The organism is Nocardia sp. CA-135398 (assembly GCF_050955845.1).
In the GTDB taxonomy this organism is placed as follows: Bacteria; Actinomycetota; Actinomycetes; order Mycobacteriales; family Mycobacteriaceae; genus Nocardia.
In genome coordinates, this window is record NZ_CP192084.1 from 6279677 (window position 1) to 6296088 (window position 16412).

At 62.2% G+C, this 16412-nt stretch carries 11 protein-coding genes and 3 rRNA genes; 3 read left to right on the forward strand and 11 right to left on the reverse strand.

The genetic code is table 11. The features are described from left to right. Nucleotides 1-89: 89 nt before the first annotated feature. A complete protein-coding gene (locus tag ACQP1T_RS27795) occupies nt 90-599 on the forward strand; it encodes a nuclear transport factor 2 family protein (RefSeq protein WP_433755998.1) in 510 nt (169 codons plus the stop codon). On the opposite strand, the gene ACQP1T_RS27800 is transcribed toward ACQP1T_RS27795, so the two are convergent. Then, complete coding sequence (locus ACQP1T_RS27800; protein ID WP_433755999.1) at nt 509-1123, reverse strand: hypothetical protein; 615 nt, start codon at nt 1121-1123, stop codon at nt 509-511. The two genes, ACQP1T_RS27795 and ACQP1T_RS27800, sit on opposite strands and share 91 nt — an antisense overlap. A gap of 233 nt (nt 1124-1356) precedes the next feature. Between ACQP1T_RS27800 and ACQP1T_RS27805 the strand changes: the two genes are divergently transcribed. Next, nucleotides 1357-2652 carry a DUF2786 domain-containing protein gene (locus ACQP1T_RS27805; RefSeq protein WP_433756000.1) on the forward strand — a complete coding sequence of 432 codons (1296 nt, stop codon included), beginning with the start codon at nt 1357-1359 and terminating at the stop codon, nt 2650-2652. 83 nt (nt 2653-2735) lie between these two features. Here the strand turns inward: ACQP1T_RS27805 and rrf are convergent. The 9 genes from rrf to ACQP1T_RS27850 form a co-directional block, all read right to left on the reverse strand. Further along, nucleotides 2736-2852 (reverse strand): 5S ribosomal RNA (gene rrf, locus ACQP1T_RS27810). Between the two features lie 124 nt (nt 2853-2976). Further along, a 23S ribosomal RNA gene (locus ACQP1T_RS27815) occupies nt 2977-6112 on the reverse strand. A gap of 333 nt (nt 6113-6445) precedes the next feature. Continuing rightward, nucleotides 6446-7964, reverse strand: a 16S ribosomal RNA gene (locus ACQP1T_RS27820). The 16S, 23S and 5S rRNA genes sit together here, the layout of an rRNA operon. 467 nt (nt 7965-8431) lie before the next feature. Then, nucleotides 8432-9067 carry an imidazole glycerol phosphate synthase subunit HisH gene (gene hisH, locus ACQP1T_RS27825; protein WP_433756001.1) on the reverse strand — a complete coding sequence of 212 codons (636 nt, stop codon included), beginning with the start codon at nt 9065-9067 and terminating at the stop codon, nt 8432-8434. Next, a complete protein-coding gene (gene hisB, locus ACQP1T_RS27830; protein WP_433193344.1) occupies nt 9064-9678 on the reverse strand; it encodes an imidazoleglycerol-phosphate dehydratase HisB in 615 nt (204 codons plus the stop codon). Before hisB ends, hisH begins: the two co-directional genes overlap by 4 nt. Before the next feature lie 23 nt (nt 9679-9701). Beyond that, nucleotides 9702-10835, reverse strand: a complete 1134-nt coding sequence (locus ACQP1T_RS27835; RefSeq protein WP_433756002.1) for a histidinol-phosphate transaminase — start codon at nt 10833-10835, stop codon at nt 9702-9704. Next, entirely contained in the window at nt 10832-12169 is a 1338-nt protein-coding gene (gene hisD / locus ACQP1T_RS27840; RefSeq protein WP_433756003.1) for a histidinol dehydrogenase, read from the reverse strand. Before hisD ends, ACQP1T_RS27835 begins: the two co-directional genes overlap by 4 nt. Nucleotides 12170-12358: 189 nt before the next feature. Then, complete coding sequence (locus ACQP1T_RS27845; RefSeq protein WP_433756004.1) at nt 12359-12646, reverse strand: putative quinol monooxygenase; 288 nt, start codon at nt 12644-12646, stop codon at nt 12359-12361. Nucleotides 12647-12662: 16 nt separating this feature from the next. After that, nucleotides 12663-13703: an aldo/keto reductase gene (locus tag ACQP1T_RS27850; RefSeq protein WP_433756005.1), complete on the reverse strand. Its 1041-nt coding sequence runs from the start codon at nt 13701-13703 to the stop codon at nt 12663-12665. Between the two features lie 143 nt (nt 13704-13846). Here ACQP1T_RS27850 and ACQP1T_RS27855 point away from each other — a divergent pair, with 143 nt between their 5' ends. After that, complete coding sequence (locus tag ACQP1T_RS27855) at nt 13847-14704, forward strand: helix-turn-helix transcriptional regulator (protein WP_433756006.1); 858 nt, start codon at nt 13847-13849, stop codon at nt 14702-14704. 28 nt (nt 14705-14732) lie between these two features. Here the strand turns inward: ACQP1T_RS27855 and ACQP1T_RS27860 are convergent, their stop codons facing one another. Then, nucleotides 14733-16391, reverse strand: coding sequence for a protein kinase domain-containing protein (locus ACQP1T_RS27860; RefSeq protein WP_433756007.1), 1659 nt, complete (start codon nt 16389-16391; stop codon nt 14733-14735). Nucleotides 16392-16412: the final 21 nt, after the last annotated feature.

Consider the following 16412-nt stretch of genomic DNA (forward strand, 5'->3'; position numbering starts at 1 on the left):
AGCAAGACTTGTTGGCTACACCCACGATCTGTTATTGTTGGACCAACCAACGTTGGATCTACCAACGTTTAATCCGAAAGGTTCGACCGATGAGCAAGATCCGCCGCTACCTTCCCCTCGTCGCACTGCCGCTGGCGCTGCTCGCCGCCTGCAGCACCGCCACCAAGAACGACACGCATCGGCTCGACGAACTGATGGACCGCAACGAGATCACCGGACTGGTAGACCAATTGGGCCGAGCGCTGGACGAAGGATGCTTCGACGACTTCCACACGATCTACACCGCCGATGCGACCGCGAAGACACCCGGCGGTCAGGCCGAGGGTCGCGACGCGCTGATTGCGCAGGCGAGTCGAAATCACTCCGATGACAAGCGCATTCAGCACTTCATCACCAATGTGATGATCGATCTGCACGGCGATACGGCCGAGGTGCGGGCGAATCTCATCGCCACCTTCGCACCTGCCACGGCCGCCGTTTCGGAGCCGCAGTACACCCTCGGCGAGATCTATCGTTTCGATGCGGTCCGCACGGCGGCAGGCTGGCGGCTGTCACGGGTGGAGACAACGCCGCTGTGGTCCACGGGCGCCCGCCCCTGAGCCAGCTGCTCGAGCCGTGCGTCGACCGTGGCGAGAACCCGTGTGCGATAACAACTCAGCGTGGCGGCGACCGCAAATACCGCGGTCGCCAGCGCTGCCGCAATCCGAATCCACTCGCCCACCTGGAATTCGGTGGCCGCACTCTCGATTTCGGCGAGACTGTGCCGGGAGCGTTCGTCGAACAGAATCGTCGCGCGAGGCCACAGGTACAGGATCGACAACAAGAACTGGCCACTGATGAGAGACATCATCGACGCGCCGACCCATCCCCGTGCGAGGCGATACCGGACCGCTGCAGCACAGGCGACCAGCGCGCACACCGTCAGCACGCCGCCGAGCGGGCGCATCACATCACCGACCGCGACCTCACTCATGAACTGCTGGGTCTGCACCAGCGATTCGGGTACATCACGAAAGATATTGGGATACAGCATGATCGTCTCGGTGAGTGCGGCCGCGAACGCGAAGCTCGCAACCGCGGCATAGTCCCCGATGACGGTCAACTGAACCGTGACGGATTTCACTGCGACTTCCTCGGCACAACCGTAGGCTCGCACTCCGGCCCGGCGGATCAGGACGCATCCCCCATTTAGCCGGCCTCCAGCTCAGGGTCTTTCCGGAGAGCCGCCGACTTCCTGTGTTCCCGCATCCGACGGCTTCCGATACACGCCACATTGGATGCACGTCATCCTCGGCCTCTCCCTGCCTATACGGTTGTGGGCGAAGTTGCCTCCGGACTATGTGAGGGGGATCGGTCGTGGGCAAGCAAAATCGTCGACGGCGCTCGGGCGAGCACGGCGTTGCCAATGGCTCCGCATTCTGGTCTGCGCAGTCCAGTGGGCCGCAGGATTCCGAACAGATCGCGAACGTGATCATGGCCACGGCCATGGAGGCCGCACAGGGGAATGCCCGCGCCGCTGAGCAATTCGCGCAGCAGCTCGTCGGGCGCGAGCCGCTGACACGCGAGCAGGCGGACGGCGCGCACCTGGCGGCACAGCACATCATCGGCCGAATCTTTCAATACGGCTGGCTTCCGGAAGATATCCACCAGGTCGCGCGGCGACGCGTGGACCAGTTCGCGATCGCGCTGCTCATCGATGTCATGGCCGCCTACGTCCGGCCTTTCCCGCCGAAATCGGTCGATGAGACCTGGCAGTTGCAGCTCACCGAGCTGGGAGCAGACATCTGGTGGTCCGCATCGGAACCGCACCTCGGCCAGTGGGCCGCGAAGCAACTGCTGACTGCCGCAGAGGCGGTAACAACTGTGGTCGAGGCACTCGCGATGTTGATCCGACTACCCAAGCTGGAGCTGATCCGGCCCTTGCCCGGCACTGCACGGCCGCAAGCCACAGCACACCACCACGGGGTCGACGCCAAGGTCCTGAGCCGAGTCCGCGGACTGCTCGCGAAGGCCGAGTCGACGTCATATCCCGAAGAGGCGGAGGCACTTTCGGCCAAAGCCCAGGAGCTGATGACCAAATACGCGCTCGATCGGGTACTCGTCGACGCGGACAACGCCGTGCCCGATCTGCCCGGCGCGTGCCGGATCTGGTTGGACACCCCCTATGTCGACGCGAAAGCGCTGCTGATCGATGTGGTCACCAAAGCCAACCTGTGCCGCGCGATCTTCGCCTCGGCATTCGGATTCATGACAGTCGTCGGTGATGAAAGTGACCTGGAGGCAGTCGAATTGCTGACGACCTCGTTGCTCGTTCAGGCCACCAGAGCGATGATCGCCAGCGGCAACGAATCGAAGCGCAGCACCGATGCCAGAAGCCGCGCGTATCGCAAGTCGTTCCTTATCGCCTATGCAACGCGCATCGGTGAGCGACTCGAAGAAGCGAATGAGACGACAATTGCGGAATCCTCTGATCCGGCGCGTTTGCTTCCGGCGCTCCGCTCCCACCAACACAAAGTGGATGAGGCGTTCGACGCGCTGTTCCCCACTATCCGAGACCGCGGGATTTCCATCGGCAACGCCAATGGTTGGGCGGCGGGTCGTGCAGCAGCTGACAGCGCCCAGCTACAGGCTCGCCGCTCGATCAAGAACTAGCTCACGCCCGATGCACTGAAATACATTGCGGTGGCTCTGATACGCTGTGTGCAGCCTCCTAACTGTGCTAAATTTTAAGGATGTTCCGGCGGTGTCCTACTCTCCCACACCCTGTCGAGTGCAGTACCATCGGCGCTGGTGGCCTTAGCTTCCGGGTTCGGAATGGGACCGGGCGTTTCCCCACCGCTATAGCCGCCGTAACTCTATGAAACTATCCACACACAGCGCGACAAACCCCCAGGAGTGAAAACCCCTGTGAACATTTGTCTGCTGCAGTGTCTGTGTGTTGTTTCAGATACTGCACAGTGGACGCGTAGCTTCTTTGTTGGTAAGTCCTCGGCCGATTAGTACCAGTCACCTACACCCGTTACCGGGCTTCCAGTTCTGGCCTATCAACCCCATGGTCTGTGGGGGGCCTTAACCACTCGAAGGTGGTGAGAAACCTCATCTTGGAACAGGCTTCCCGCTTAGATGCTTTCAGCGGTTATCCCTTCCGAACGTAGCTAACCAGCAGTGCCCTTGGCAGGACAACTGGCACACCAGAGGTTCGTCCGTCCCGGTCCTCTCGTACTAGGGACAGCCTTCCTCAAGTTTCTGACGCGCGCGGCGGATAGAGACCGAACTGTCTCACGACGTTCTAAACCCAGCTCGCGTGCCGCTTTAATGGGCGAACAGCCCAACCCTTGGGACCTACTCCAGCCCCAGGATGCGACGAGCCGACATCGAGGTGCCAAACCATCCCGTCGATATGGACTCTTGGGGAAGATCAGCCTGTTATCCCCGGGGTACCTTTTATCCGTTGAGCGACACCGCTTCCACTTGCCGGTGCCGGATCACTAGTCCCGACTTTCGTCCCTGCTCGAGCTGTCACTCTCACAGTCAAGCTCCCTTGTGCACTTGCACTCGACACCTGATTGCCAACCAGGCTGAGGGAACCTTTGGGCGCCTCCGTTACATTTTAGGAGGCAACCGCCCCAGTTAAACTACCCACCAGGCACTGTCCCTGAACCAGATCATGGCCCGAGGTTAGAGGTCCAATACGATCAGAGTGGTATTTCAACGACGACTCCACACACACTGGCGTGCATGTTTCACAGTCTCCCACCTATCCTACACAAACCGTACCGAACACCAATACCAAGCTATAGTGAAGGTCCCGGGGTCTTTTCGTCCTGCCGCGCGTAACGAGCATCTTTACTCGTAATGCAATTTCGCCGAGTCTGTGGTTGAGACAGCAGAGAAGTCGTTACGCCATTCGTGCAGGTCGGAACTTACCCGACAAGGAATTTCGCTACCTTAGGATGGTTATAGTTACCACCGCCGTTTACCGGGGCTTAAATTCTCAGCTTCGCCACCGAAGCAGCTAACCGGTCCTCTTAACCTTCCGGCACCGGGCAGGCGTCAGTCCGTATACATCGTCTTACGACTTCGCACGGACCTGTGTTTTTAGTAAACAGTCGCTTCTCTCTGGTCTCTGCGACCACACCCAGCTCCCGAAGTAAATCCGTTCACCAGACGTGGTCCCCCTTCTCCCGAAGTTACGGGGGCATTTTGCCGAGTTCCTTAACCACAGTTCTCTCGATCGCCTCAGTATTCTCTACCTGACCACCTGTGTCGGTTTGGGGTACGGGCCGTGTACCAACTCACTAGAGGCTTTTCTCGGCAGCATAGGATCACTGAATTCACCTCAATCGGCTACGCATCACCTCTCAGGCTTGATGCAACACGGATTTGCCTATGTTGCGCCCTACAGGCTTACACCAGTACAACCACTGACTGGCCCAGCTACCTTCCTGCGTCACCCCATCGCTTGACTACTACAGCAAGGGTCGTATGCAGCCACTTCCAGCTCCCCGAAGGGAGTCCATCCGCTTTTGGATACTTAGCACCACTGATTCGCCATTGGGCGCGGATACACGGGTACGGGAATATCAACCCGTTGTCCATCGACTACGCCTGTCGGCCTCGCCTTAGGTCCCGACTCACCCTGGGCGGATTAACCTGGCCCAGGAACCCTTGGTCATTCGGCGGACGAGTTTCTCACTCGTCTTTCGCTACTCATGCCTGCATTCTCACTCCCACAGCCTCCACAACTAGCTCACGCTGCTGCTTCCATGGCTGTAGGACGCTCCCCTACCCATCCACACCACTGGAAGAAGATCCGTAGACCAACCTCGGTGTTATGTGTGAATGCCGCGGCTTCGGCGGTGTACTTGAGCCCCGCTACATTGTCGGCGCAGAATCACTTGACCAGTGAGCTATTACGCACTCTTTCAAGGATGGCTGCTTCTAAGCCAACCTCCTGGTTGTCTTCGCGACTCCACATCCTTTTCCACTTAGTACACGCTTAGGGGCCTTAGCCGGCGATCTGGGCTGTTTCCCTCTCGACTACGAAGCTTATCCCCCGCAGTCTCACTGCCACGCTCTCACACACCGGCATTCGGAGTTTGGCTGATTTCGGTAAGCTTGTAGGCCCCCTAGACCATCCAGTAGCTCTACCTCCGGTGTGAAACACGTGACGCTGCACCTAAATGCATTTCGGGGAGAACCAGCTATCACGGAGTTTGATTGGCCTTTCACCCCTACCCACAGCTCATCCCCTCAGTTTTCAACCTAAGTGGGTTCGGGCCTCCACGACGTCTTACCGTCGCTTCACCCTGGCCATGGGTAGATCACTCCGCTTCGGGTCTAGAACACGCGACTGGAAACGCCCTATTCGGACTCGCTTTCGCTACGGCTACCCCACACGGGTTAACCTCGCCACATGCCACTAACTCGCAGGCTCATTCTTCAAAAGGCACGCCATCACCCACAGCGACAAAGTCACTCGCAGGCCCTGACGGATTGTAAGCGCACGGTTTCAGGTACTATTTCACTCCCCTCCCGGGGTACTTTTCACCTTTCCCTCACGGTACTAGTCCGCTATCGGTCACCAGGGAGTATTCAGGCTTACCGGGTGGTCCCGGCAGATTCACAGCAGATTTCACGGGCCCGCTGCTACTCGGGCACTTTCCACGAGAGCCTAAATGTTTTCGCTTACCGGACTATCACCGTCTATGGCGGGCCGTTCCAGACCACTTCAACTAACATCTAGGTTTCTGACTCTCGCCCTGACCGGCAGATCAGAGAAGAAAAGCCCCACTACCCCAGCCAGACAACAACTGCCGTCTATCACATCTAACTGGTTTAGCCTCATCCGCTTTCGCTCGCCACTACTCACGGAATCACTATTGTTTTCTCTTCCTGTGGGTACTGAGATGTTTCACTTCCCCACGTTCCCTCCACACACCCTATATATTCAGATGCGGGTAACACGACATCACTCGTGCTGGGTTTCCCCATTCGGAAATCCTCGGATCTCAGCTCGGTTGACAGCTCCCCGAGGCTTATCGCAGCCTCCTACGTCCTTCATCGGCTCCTGGTGCCAAGGCATCCACCGTACGCTCTTAAACACTTACAAACAAAGATGCTCGCGTCCACTGTGCAGTTCTCAAACAACACACCCACTCGAATCCAACTCCGACACCAGCACCCCAGTCCGAAAACTGAAGCCGGTATGACCGGGAACCCGAACAGATCGTTATTTTGCTCCGAAAGAAACACTCGCGTGTTCTCTCAGGACCCAACAGTGTGCCGATATATCTGCTCCAACAACCACACAGGACTGTTGTGAATGAGAAGAGCTTGTCAGTGTTCCACCCATGAGCGTCCGCAGTTCCACATGTGAGAACTAAACGGTCTCTGACGCAACATCATTCGACTCTTCGAAGAGTTACGTAGAAGTGCTCCTTAGAAAGGAGGTGATCCAGCCGCACCTTCCGGTACGGCTACCTTGTTACGACTTCGTCCCAATCGCCAATCCCACCTTCGACGGCTCCCTCCCACAAGGGGTTAGGCCACCGGCTTCGGGTGTTACCGACTTTCATGACGTGACGGGCGGTGTGTACAAGGCCCGGGAACGTATTCACCGCAGCGTTGCTGATCTGCGATTACTAGCGACTCCAACTTCACGGGGTCGAGTTGCAGACCCCGATCCGAACTGAGACCGGCTTTAAGGGATTCGCTCCACCTCACGGTATCGCAGCCCTCTGTACCGGCCATTGTAGCATGTGTGAAGCCCTGGACATAAGGGGCATGATGACTTGACGTCGTCCCCACCTTCCTCCGAGTTGACCCCGGCAGTCTCTCACGAGTCCCCGCCATAACGCGCTGGCAACATAAGATAAGGGTTGCGCTCGTTGCGGGACTTAACCCAACATCTCACGACACGAGCTGACGACAGCCATGCACCACCTGTACACCAACCACAAGGGGGCACCTATCTCTAGGTGTTTCTGGTGTATGTCAAACCCAGGTAAGGTTCTTCGCGTTGCATCGAATTAATCCACATGCTCCGCCGCTTGTGCGGGCCCCCGTCAATTCCTTTGAGTTTTAGCCTTGCGGCCGTACTCCCCAGGCGGGGTACTTAATGCGTTAGCTACGGCACGGATCCCGTGGAAGGAAACCCACACCTAGTACCCACCGTTTACGGCGTGGACTACCAGGGTATCTAATCCTGTTCGCTACCCACGCTTTCGCTTCTCAGCGTCAGTTACTTCCCAGAGACCCGCCTTCGCCACCGGTGTTCCTCCTGATATCTGCGCATTTCACCGCTACACCAGGAATTCCAGTCTCCCCTGAAGTACTCTAGTCCGCCCGTATCGACCGCAAGCCCACCGTTGAGCGGTAGGTTTTCACGAACGACGCGACGAACCGCCTACAAGCTCTTTACGCCCAGTAATTCCGGACAACGCTCGCACCCTACGTATTACCGCGGCTGCTGGCACGTAGTTGGCCGGTGCTTCTTCTACAGGTACCGTCACTCACGCTTCGTCCCTGTCGAAAGAGGTTTACAACCCGAAGGCCGTCATCCCTCACGCGGCGTCGCTGCATCAGGCTTCCGCCCATTGTGCAATATTCCCCACTGCTGCCTCCCGTAGGAGTCTGGGCCGTGTCTCAGTCCCAGTGTGGCCGGTCACCCTCTCAGGTCGGCTACCCGTCGTCGCCTTGGTAGGCCATTACCCCACCAACAAGCTGATAGGCCGCGGGCCCATCTCGCACCGATAAATCTTTCCACCACAAGACATGCATCCTGAGGTCATATCCGGTATTAGACCCAGTTTCCCAGGCTTATCCCGAAGTACGAGGCAGATCACCCACGTGTTACTCACCCGTTCGCCGCTCGTGTACCCCGAAGGGCCTTACCGCTCGACTTGCATGTGTTAAGCACGCCGCCAGCGTTCGTCCTGAGCCAGGATCAAACTCTCCGTTGAAGACTCTCAACCACACCCTCCAAAAAAGGATGCAATCAGAAGAATTAACCAGAGTCCGAAAACCTTGGCAAAATCAAACGCCAACAAAAAATATTTGCTGACTAAATGTCCAACCCAATCACACGGGGGTATGAAAGGGCCGGAACCAATAAAACTATTGGCACTGACATTCATCGACACACTATTGAGTTCTCAAAGAACACACGCACACACATTCACTCCGGCGTAAATCCGGGCTTCAGTGAGGCAACTTGGTGAAGCTTAGCCCAGCCGACTCCCGACACAAAATCAGGAACCTTCCGAACCAGTGTGATCGTCAGGCGCTCCTCGTCCTACCTCGTTTCCCAGGCCGCTGTGCTCAACGTTTCCGCTGCGCTTTGGGCTCCGGGTCGGTGTCCGTGTCGCTCTGACTTGGACAAAGTTACTTACCGCCGTGCACGATGTCAAATCGCCTGGCCAGCGGGTGTTTACAGCGAGTTCACCCAATTGCGGAGCAGCTGGGCCCCCGCATCACCGGACTTTTCGGGATGAAACTGCGTTGCCGACAGCGGACCGTTCTCGACGGCCGCCAGGAATGGGACGCCGTGTTCGGCCCAGGTGAGCTTCGGCGCCGCGAAGTGTTCACTCGGTGGCAGATCCCAGGTCTGTGCGGCATAGGAGTGCACGAAATAGAAACGGGTATCGCTCGCCATTCCGGCGAACAGGACACTGTCGGTAGGAGCCGACACCGTATTCCAGCCCATGTGCGGGAGTACAGGGGCGGACAGGCGCTCGACCACGCCAGGCCATTCCGCGCATCCTTCGGTTTCCACCCCGAATTCCACCCCACGCTCGAACAGGATCTGCATTCCGACGCAGATACCGAGCACCGGACGACTACCGGCCAGCCGCTGACCGATGATGCGCTCACCTCTCACCTCGCGCAGCCCGGCCATGCACGCGGCGAACGCACCGACGCCGGGGACGACGAGTCCATCGGCGGCCAGTGCGATATCGGCATCGGCGGTCACCTCGACATTCGCACCCGCGCGGATCAGCGCGCGGTGCGCGGAGTGCAGATTGCCGGAGCCGTAGTCGAGTAGGGCGACGGATTTGGTTGTCACAGCGTCCCCTTCGTCGACGGCACACCGCTCACCCGCGGGTCGAGTTCGACCGCGGCGCGCAAGGCCCGCGCGACCGCCTTGAATTCGGCCTCGGTGATGTGGTGCTGGTCGCGGCCGTACAGCACGCGCACGTGCAGGGCGATGCGGGCGTTCAGCGCGATCGACTCGAAAACGTGCCGGTTGAGCACGGTGGAATAGGGCGCGCCGGGTCCGGAACCGGGAATCACCGCGTGCAGCAGGTGATCGGGTTCGCCGGTGTGCACGCAGTACGGGCGACCGGAAACGTCCACTGCCGCGTGCGCCATGGTCTCGTCCATCGGAATGAACGCATCGCCGAAACGGCGGATGCCGGACTTATCGCCCAGTGCCTTACCCAGTGCCTGGCCGAAGACGATGGCGGTGTCCTCGACGGTGTGGTGCGCCTCGATCTCGATATCCCCCTCGGCGCGCACCGTCAGATCGAAGCTGGCGTGTGCGCCGAGCGCGGTCAGCATGTGGTCGTAGAACGGAACACCGGTGGCTATATCGGTCTTGCCGGTGCCATCGAGGTCCAGTTCGACGACGATATTCGATTCCTTGGTGACGCGCTCCACCCGCGCGGTGCGATTCATCTTTGCTTCCTCCACAGGCGGATTCATCGGATGGTGAGGTCGGTTTCGGCCAATGTGCCGCTGACGCGCAGGAATTCGTCGTTCTCGGCGGCCAGGCCGATGGTGGCGCGCAGGTATCCCGGAATTCCGACATCGCGGATCAGCACGCCGCGGTCCAGATAGTGCTGCCAGGCGCGGGAGGCGTCGGTGAAATGACCGAAGAGCAGGAAGTTGGCGTCGCTGGGGATCACCGCGAAACCCATGGCGGCCAGCGCTTGCGCGACCCGGTCGCGCTGTGCCGCCAGTTCGGCGACGCTGGCGAGGGTTTCATCGGCGTGGCGCAGGGCCGCGCGGGCGGCGGCCTGGGTGACGACCGACAGGTGATACGGCAGTCGCACCAGCAGCATCGCGTCGATCACCGCGGGGGCGGCGACCAGGTAGCCGAGGCGGCCGCCCGCGAAGGCGAATGCCTTGCTCATGGTGCGACTGACCACGAGTTTCGTCGGATACCGGTCGATGAGGGCGATCGCGCTCGGCTCGGCGGAGAATTCGCCGTATGCCTCGTCGACAACCACAATGCCCGGTGCCGCCGCCAGGATCCGGGCCAGGTCGGCCTGCGGAATGCTGTGTCCGGTCGGGTTATTGGGGCTGGTCACGAAGACCACATCGGGCCGGCGCTCGGCGATGACGGTGAGCGCGTAGTCGATATCGAGGGAGAAGTCGGCATTGCGTTTCGCCTCGACCCATTCGGTATCGATGCCCTCGGAGATGATCGGGTGCATCGAGTAGGACGGCACGAAACCCAGTGCGCTGCGGCCGGGTCCGCCGAAGGCCTGTAGCAATTGCTGCAGGATTTCGTTGGAGCCGTTGGCCGCCCAGACATTGGCAGTGTGCACCGCGACACCGGTCTGGCGGGTCAGGTATTCGGCCAGGTCGGTGCGCAGCGCGACGGCATCGCGGTCCGGGTAGCGGTGCAGGTCGGTGGCGGCGGAGCGAATGGATTCGGCGACGTCGTCGATGAGGGCCCGGCTCGGCGGGTGCGGGTTCTCATTGGTGTTCAGCTGCACCGGCACCGTCAATTGCGGTGCGCCGTAAGGCTTCTTGCCACGCAGATTCTCGCGCAACGGTAGGTCGTCCAGGCTGATGTCGGAGCCGGGCACGGTGATCTCGGGGGTCATGCCAATGCCTCGAATCGCGCTTGTACGGCTTGGCCGTGTGCGGGCAGGTCCTCGGCATTGGCCAAGGCGACCACGTGCCCGGCGACGTCTTTGAGTGCGGCCTCGGTGTATTCGACGACGTGGATGCCGCGCAGGAAGGTCTGCACGCTCAGCCCCGAGGAGTGCCGCGCGCAGCCCGCCGTCGGGAGTACGTGATTGGACCCCGCGCAGTAGTCGCCGAGGCTGACCGGGGCGTAGGCACCGACGAAGATCGCCCCGGCGCTGCGCACTCGGGCCGCGACGCCCGGCGCATCGGCGGTCTGGATCTCCAGGTGTTCGGCGGCGTAGGCATTGACCACCCGCAGGCCCTGCTCGATATCGTCGACGAGCACGGTGCCGGATTGCTTGCCGGACAATGCCTCTCGCACCCGGTGCGCGTGCTTGACCACGGTCATCTGGGTGGTGAGCGCGGCGTCCACCGCATCGGCGAGTTCGACGCTGTCGGTGACGAGCACGCTGGCGGCGAGCACATCGTGTTCGGCCTGGCTGATCAGATCGGCGGCGACGTGGCCCGGGTCGGCGGTGGCATCGGCCAGGATCGCGATCTCGGTGGGGCCCGCCTCGGCATCGATGCCGACCAGGCCGCGGCACAGGCGCTTGGCGGCGGTCACGAAGATATTGCCGGGACCGGTGATCAGGTCGACCGGCTCGAGCTGCGCACCATCGGTGTCGATACCGCCGTAGGACAGCAGCGCGACGCCCTGCGCACCGCCGACGGCCCATACTTCCTCGACGCCGAGCAGCTTCGCGGCCGCCAGGATGGTCGGGTGCGGCAGCCCGCCGAACTGTGCCTGTGGCGGCGAGGCCACCACCAGCGAGTCGACTCCCGCCGCCTGTGCGGGCACCACATTCATTACGACGCTCGACGGGTAGACGGCATTGCCGCCGGGCACGTAGAGCCCGACCCGCTCGACCGGTACCCACCGTTCGGTGACCGTGCCACCGGGCACGACCTCGGTGGTGGTGTCGGTGCGGCGCTGGTCGGTGTGCACCTTGCGGGTCCGTTCGATCGCGACCTCGAGCGCGGTGCGTACGGCCGGATCCAACTTCTCCAACGCGGCATCGAGTTCGGCCGCTGGTACCCGCACGCTCGCCGGAATGACGCCGTCGAACTGCTCACTGAACTCCAGCGCCGCCGCGACGCCGCGGTCCCGGATCGCCTCCACTACCGGTCGCACCTGATGCAGCACCGAGTCCACGTCGACTCCCCCGCGCGGCAGCGCGGTGCGCAGCTCGGCAGCGGAGGGAGTACGGCCGCGCAGATCAACGCGGGCGAGCTCGAGGCGGGATGTCATGAGGTCTGCGATCCTGTCTGTCCTGATTCTCGGACGCCGTGGCCGACGCCGAGCGGTCGGTATTTTCCGCTCCGCTCCAGTTACCAGCCTATCGGTCCGGTGCCACCCGTTATCCGCTGCGGTCGCCGGATGTGTCGCGAAGTACGGCCGCCTGCCCCGGTCTGGATAGCGACCGGGGCGCGGCGGATGTCAGGCCGAGACGAGACGCTTGATGATCATCGGTTCGGCGAGGATCAGGTCGAGTACGTCACGCACATGGAAGAAGTGCGTCGTCGTGAAGTGCTCATCGAGGGCTTCGAGGCTGGTCCACTCCTCCACGAGGACCATGTGGGCAGGATCGTTGGGATCGGTATACGGGTGGTAGTTCAGGCAGCCGGGCTCGGCGAGAGACGGTTCGATCATTGCTTCGAGTGCCGTGCGCAGGCGGTCTTCGGAGCCCGAGTTCGCGCGGAATTCGGCGACGACATGCAGTGTCATGGTGGTTCCTCGGAAATTAGGCGCGGGCGGGACCGGTGCCCGCCCCGGTCGTGGTGATGGCGGTCTCGATCGCGGCCAGGTCGTCGGCGGTCAGCGTCAGGTCACGGGCACCGAGCCAGCCGTCGATCTGAGCGGCGTTACGTGCGCCGACGATCGCGCCGGTGATGCCGGGCCATGCGGTCGCCCAGGCCAGAGCCACCTCGGCGACGGTCACGCCATGGTGGGCCGCGATCGGGCGGATGGCGTCGACGAGGGCGAGCTTGGCGGACAGGCCGGTGGTGAAGTCCGGATGCGAACCGCGCCAGTCCTCATCGGGCAGATTGCGCAGGCGTTCCTCGGTGAATGTGCCGGTCAGCAGGCCCGATTGCAGTGGTGAGTAGACGATGACGCCGGTGCCGTTCTCGTGTGCCCAGGCGATATCGGCCGCGGCCGAGCGGTTGATCGCCGAGAACGGCGGCTGGATCGCATCGACATGGGCGATGGATTCGGCGACCTCGAGTTGGGCCGCGTCGTGGTTGGACAGGCCGATCGCGCGGACCTTGCCCTCCTTCTTCAGATCCGCCATGACCTGCCAGTACTCCTCGAGCGGAGTCGCCTGGTCGTTGGCCTCGCCCTCGGCGCCGTAGACGAAGACCGCGCCGGTATCCGGCCAGTGCACCAAATACAGATCGATGTGGTCGGTCCGCAGCCGACGCAGTGAATCCTCGATTTCCTTGCGCACCACATCGGGCCGCATGATCCGGCGCGGCGGGCCGGAACGGTCGTCGCCTTCTTCCCAGATCAGGCCGGTTTTAGTGACGAGATAGGGTCGCTCGGCTTCCGGGATGTCGGCGAGCGCGCGGCCGACCACATCCTCCGCGTGGCCGACGCCGTAGGCGGCCGCGGTATCGATCCAGTTGATTCCGGCGTGCACCGCGTGCCGAATCGCGGCGATCGAATCGGCGTCATCGATGGCGCCCCACGAGTACTCCCAACCGGATCCGCCGAAGACCCAGGTGCCGAAGCCGAGCGGGGTGATGTCCATGCCGGTGTCGCCGAGGGGGCGGGTGTTGCTCATTGTGTCTGTCTCCGTTCACCGCCGGAACCGTTCCGGCGGTGATTACTACTTTCGGCGCGGACAGCGGCGACAAACAGCGCCGCGCGAGCCTGGGCACGGCATGACCAGGATGCGGTCCGGCAACCACCTGGATACTGGACGACGTGAGTCTGGATCGACGTGCCGAACTCGGCGAATTCCTGCGTTCCCGACGGGCGCGGCTGAGCCCGGAGCAGGTCGGCCTGCCCGATTACGGCAGCCGCCGCCGGGTGCCAGGTCTGCGCCGCGAGGAATTGGCCATGGTGGCCGGGGTCAGTGTCGATCACTATGTGCGTCTGGAACAGGGCCGCACCCTGCACTTTTCGGAGTCGGTGCTGGATGCCGTCGCGCAGGCGCTGCGACTTGATCCGGTGGAACGCGAGCATCTATATCGACTGGCGCGGCCGTGGTCCGGCGAGGAGCCACCGGCCGAACAGGAAGTCCGCCCCGGACTGCGCAGACTGCTCGACACCGCCGCCGATGTGCCCGCCTACATCGTGGGCCGTGGCACCAATGTGCTCGCCTGGAATTCCCTTGCCGCCGCGCTCATTACCGATTTCGCCGCCCTGCCGCCGCGCGAACGCAATCTCGCGCGACTGGTCTTCCTCGACGAGGGGATGCGCGAACTGTACGAGGACTGGGCGGCCAAGGCCGCCGATGTCGTGGCTTATCTGCGCCTGGATATGGCGCGCAATCCCGGCGATGCCGGAATCGCTTCGCTCATCGAGGAATTGAGCGCGAACTCCGCCGACTTCGCCATCATGTGGCAGCGTCACGAACTCAAGGACAAGACGCACGGGCGGTACAGCTATCTGCACCCGGTTGTCGGCCGACTCGAGCTGGGCTTCGAAACCCTGCGTCTGCCCGACGATCCGGATCAGGCGCTGATCATGCACACCACCGAACCGGATTCGCCGAGCGCGACCGCATTGCAGTTGCTGGCGACGTGGGCGCGGACGTCAGTGCGTTCCGGATCTCGTTAGGCGGGATCCCGCTGCGGGACAACTCGTTTCAGCGAGCGTCGCCGCTGCGGGTATCGCTGTCGATGAGCGGGGTCCCGCTGCCGGGGTTGATCAACCGCAGCGTCACCGACCTGTTCTGGCTCGCATAGGTCACGCTGGCCACATTGACGTCCACCGAACCGTCTGAGTTGGCGCCCGTACCACCACCGGCCGCATCAACAGTGTTGAAGCCCGTGACCCGATTCTGCGTCCAGTAATCCTGGAAGGCCGACTGACCGCCGTAGACCCGCTGGGCAGCGGGCGTCAACTGTTTCCACGCGGCCGCGAACCTCAGATAGATGAGGTTGTTGTAGAAGTCCACTACTTGATCGATGGATTGCCGTGAGTCTGCCTGGCCGACGCTCTTCGTCTGCCCCGGGGCCCCCGCGGCGGCGGTGGAACTGGTGCCTTTGGACACGGATGACGAAGGCGGACTCGCTTGCACCGACGGCGTATTGGTGCCCGACTGATTCAGCGCACCGATCAGGATGGCTACGACGGCAACCACCGCACCGATGGTCGCACCGACCAGTACGGCCTTGCGCTTGCCACCGGACTTGCGCGGCGCCGGACGCGGCTGCGTCGCGGTCCGCGGATGCGCGGCAGTGCTCGGATGCGACGCACCGGAGTTGTTGGGACGGGCGGAATTTCGCGATGGCGGCGCCGGACGTGGCTGCCGAGCGGTCGGCTGGTGCTCCGGCGTCGGATTCGCGGACGGGCGAAGCGCGCGGGTGGCGGATTCGCCGTGCCGACCGAAAGCCTCACTGGCGGGTACGAATCCGGCGTGCACCGGTGCGGAACCGGAATCGGCGAGCGCGGAAAGATGTTCGCGGGCCGCGCGCATCGTCGGCCGTTCCGTGGGATCCGGGCTGAGCAGATCCAGCAGGAAGTCGGTCGCCGGGCCCGCATGCCGCGGTTCGCTCACCTGGCCGTTCGCCGCGGCGTAGAGCACGGCGAGCGGGTTGGCGCTGGAACCGTACGGCGGCTCGCCCTCGAGTGCGTGGAAAAGCGTTGCACCCAAGGCGAATACATCGGCGGCGGGCGTCGGGTCGGCGCCGCGGGCCACCTCCGGGGCGAGATAGGCGGCGGTACCGCAGATCAGGCCGGTCTCGGTGAGGGTGACGTCACCGGTGGCGCGGGAGATGCCGAAGTCGGTGATCTTCACCGTGCCGGTGTCGTCGAGCAGGATATTGCCCGGTTTGACATCGCGGTGCACGATTCCGGCGTGATGCGCGGCGATGAGCGCCGAGGCGACCTGCTCGCCGATCCGCGCGACCTGGGTCAGCGGCAGCATGCCCTGCGCGGAGATCACGCCGGCCAGACTCTTCGACTTCAGATACTCCATCACCAGGCACGGATCGCCGTTGTGCTCGGTGATGTCGAAGACGACGATGGCATTCGGATGCTGGAAGCGCGCCGCATTGCGGGCCTCGCGGAACGCACGCTGACGCACCACGTCGCGCTCGGCTTCGGGCAGGCTGGGCTTGATGTGGATCTGCTTCACCGCGACCGAGCGTTGCAGGCGTTCGTCGACGGCACGCCAAACAACACCTGTGCCGCCGCTACCAATCCGCTCGACCAGGCGGTAGTGCTCCGCGATCAATTGACCGGTATCGATGGCGCCTACTCCGAACCTTCTCGAAATCGTGACATCACGCGTATTGACCATCAACGCGTTCCGCCGACGAGT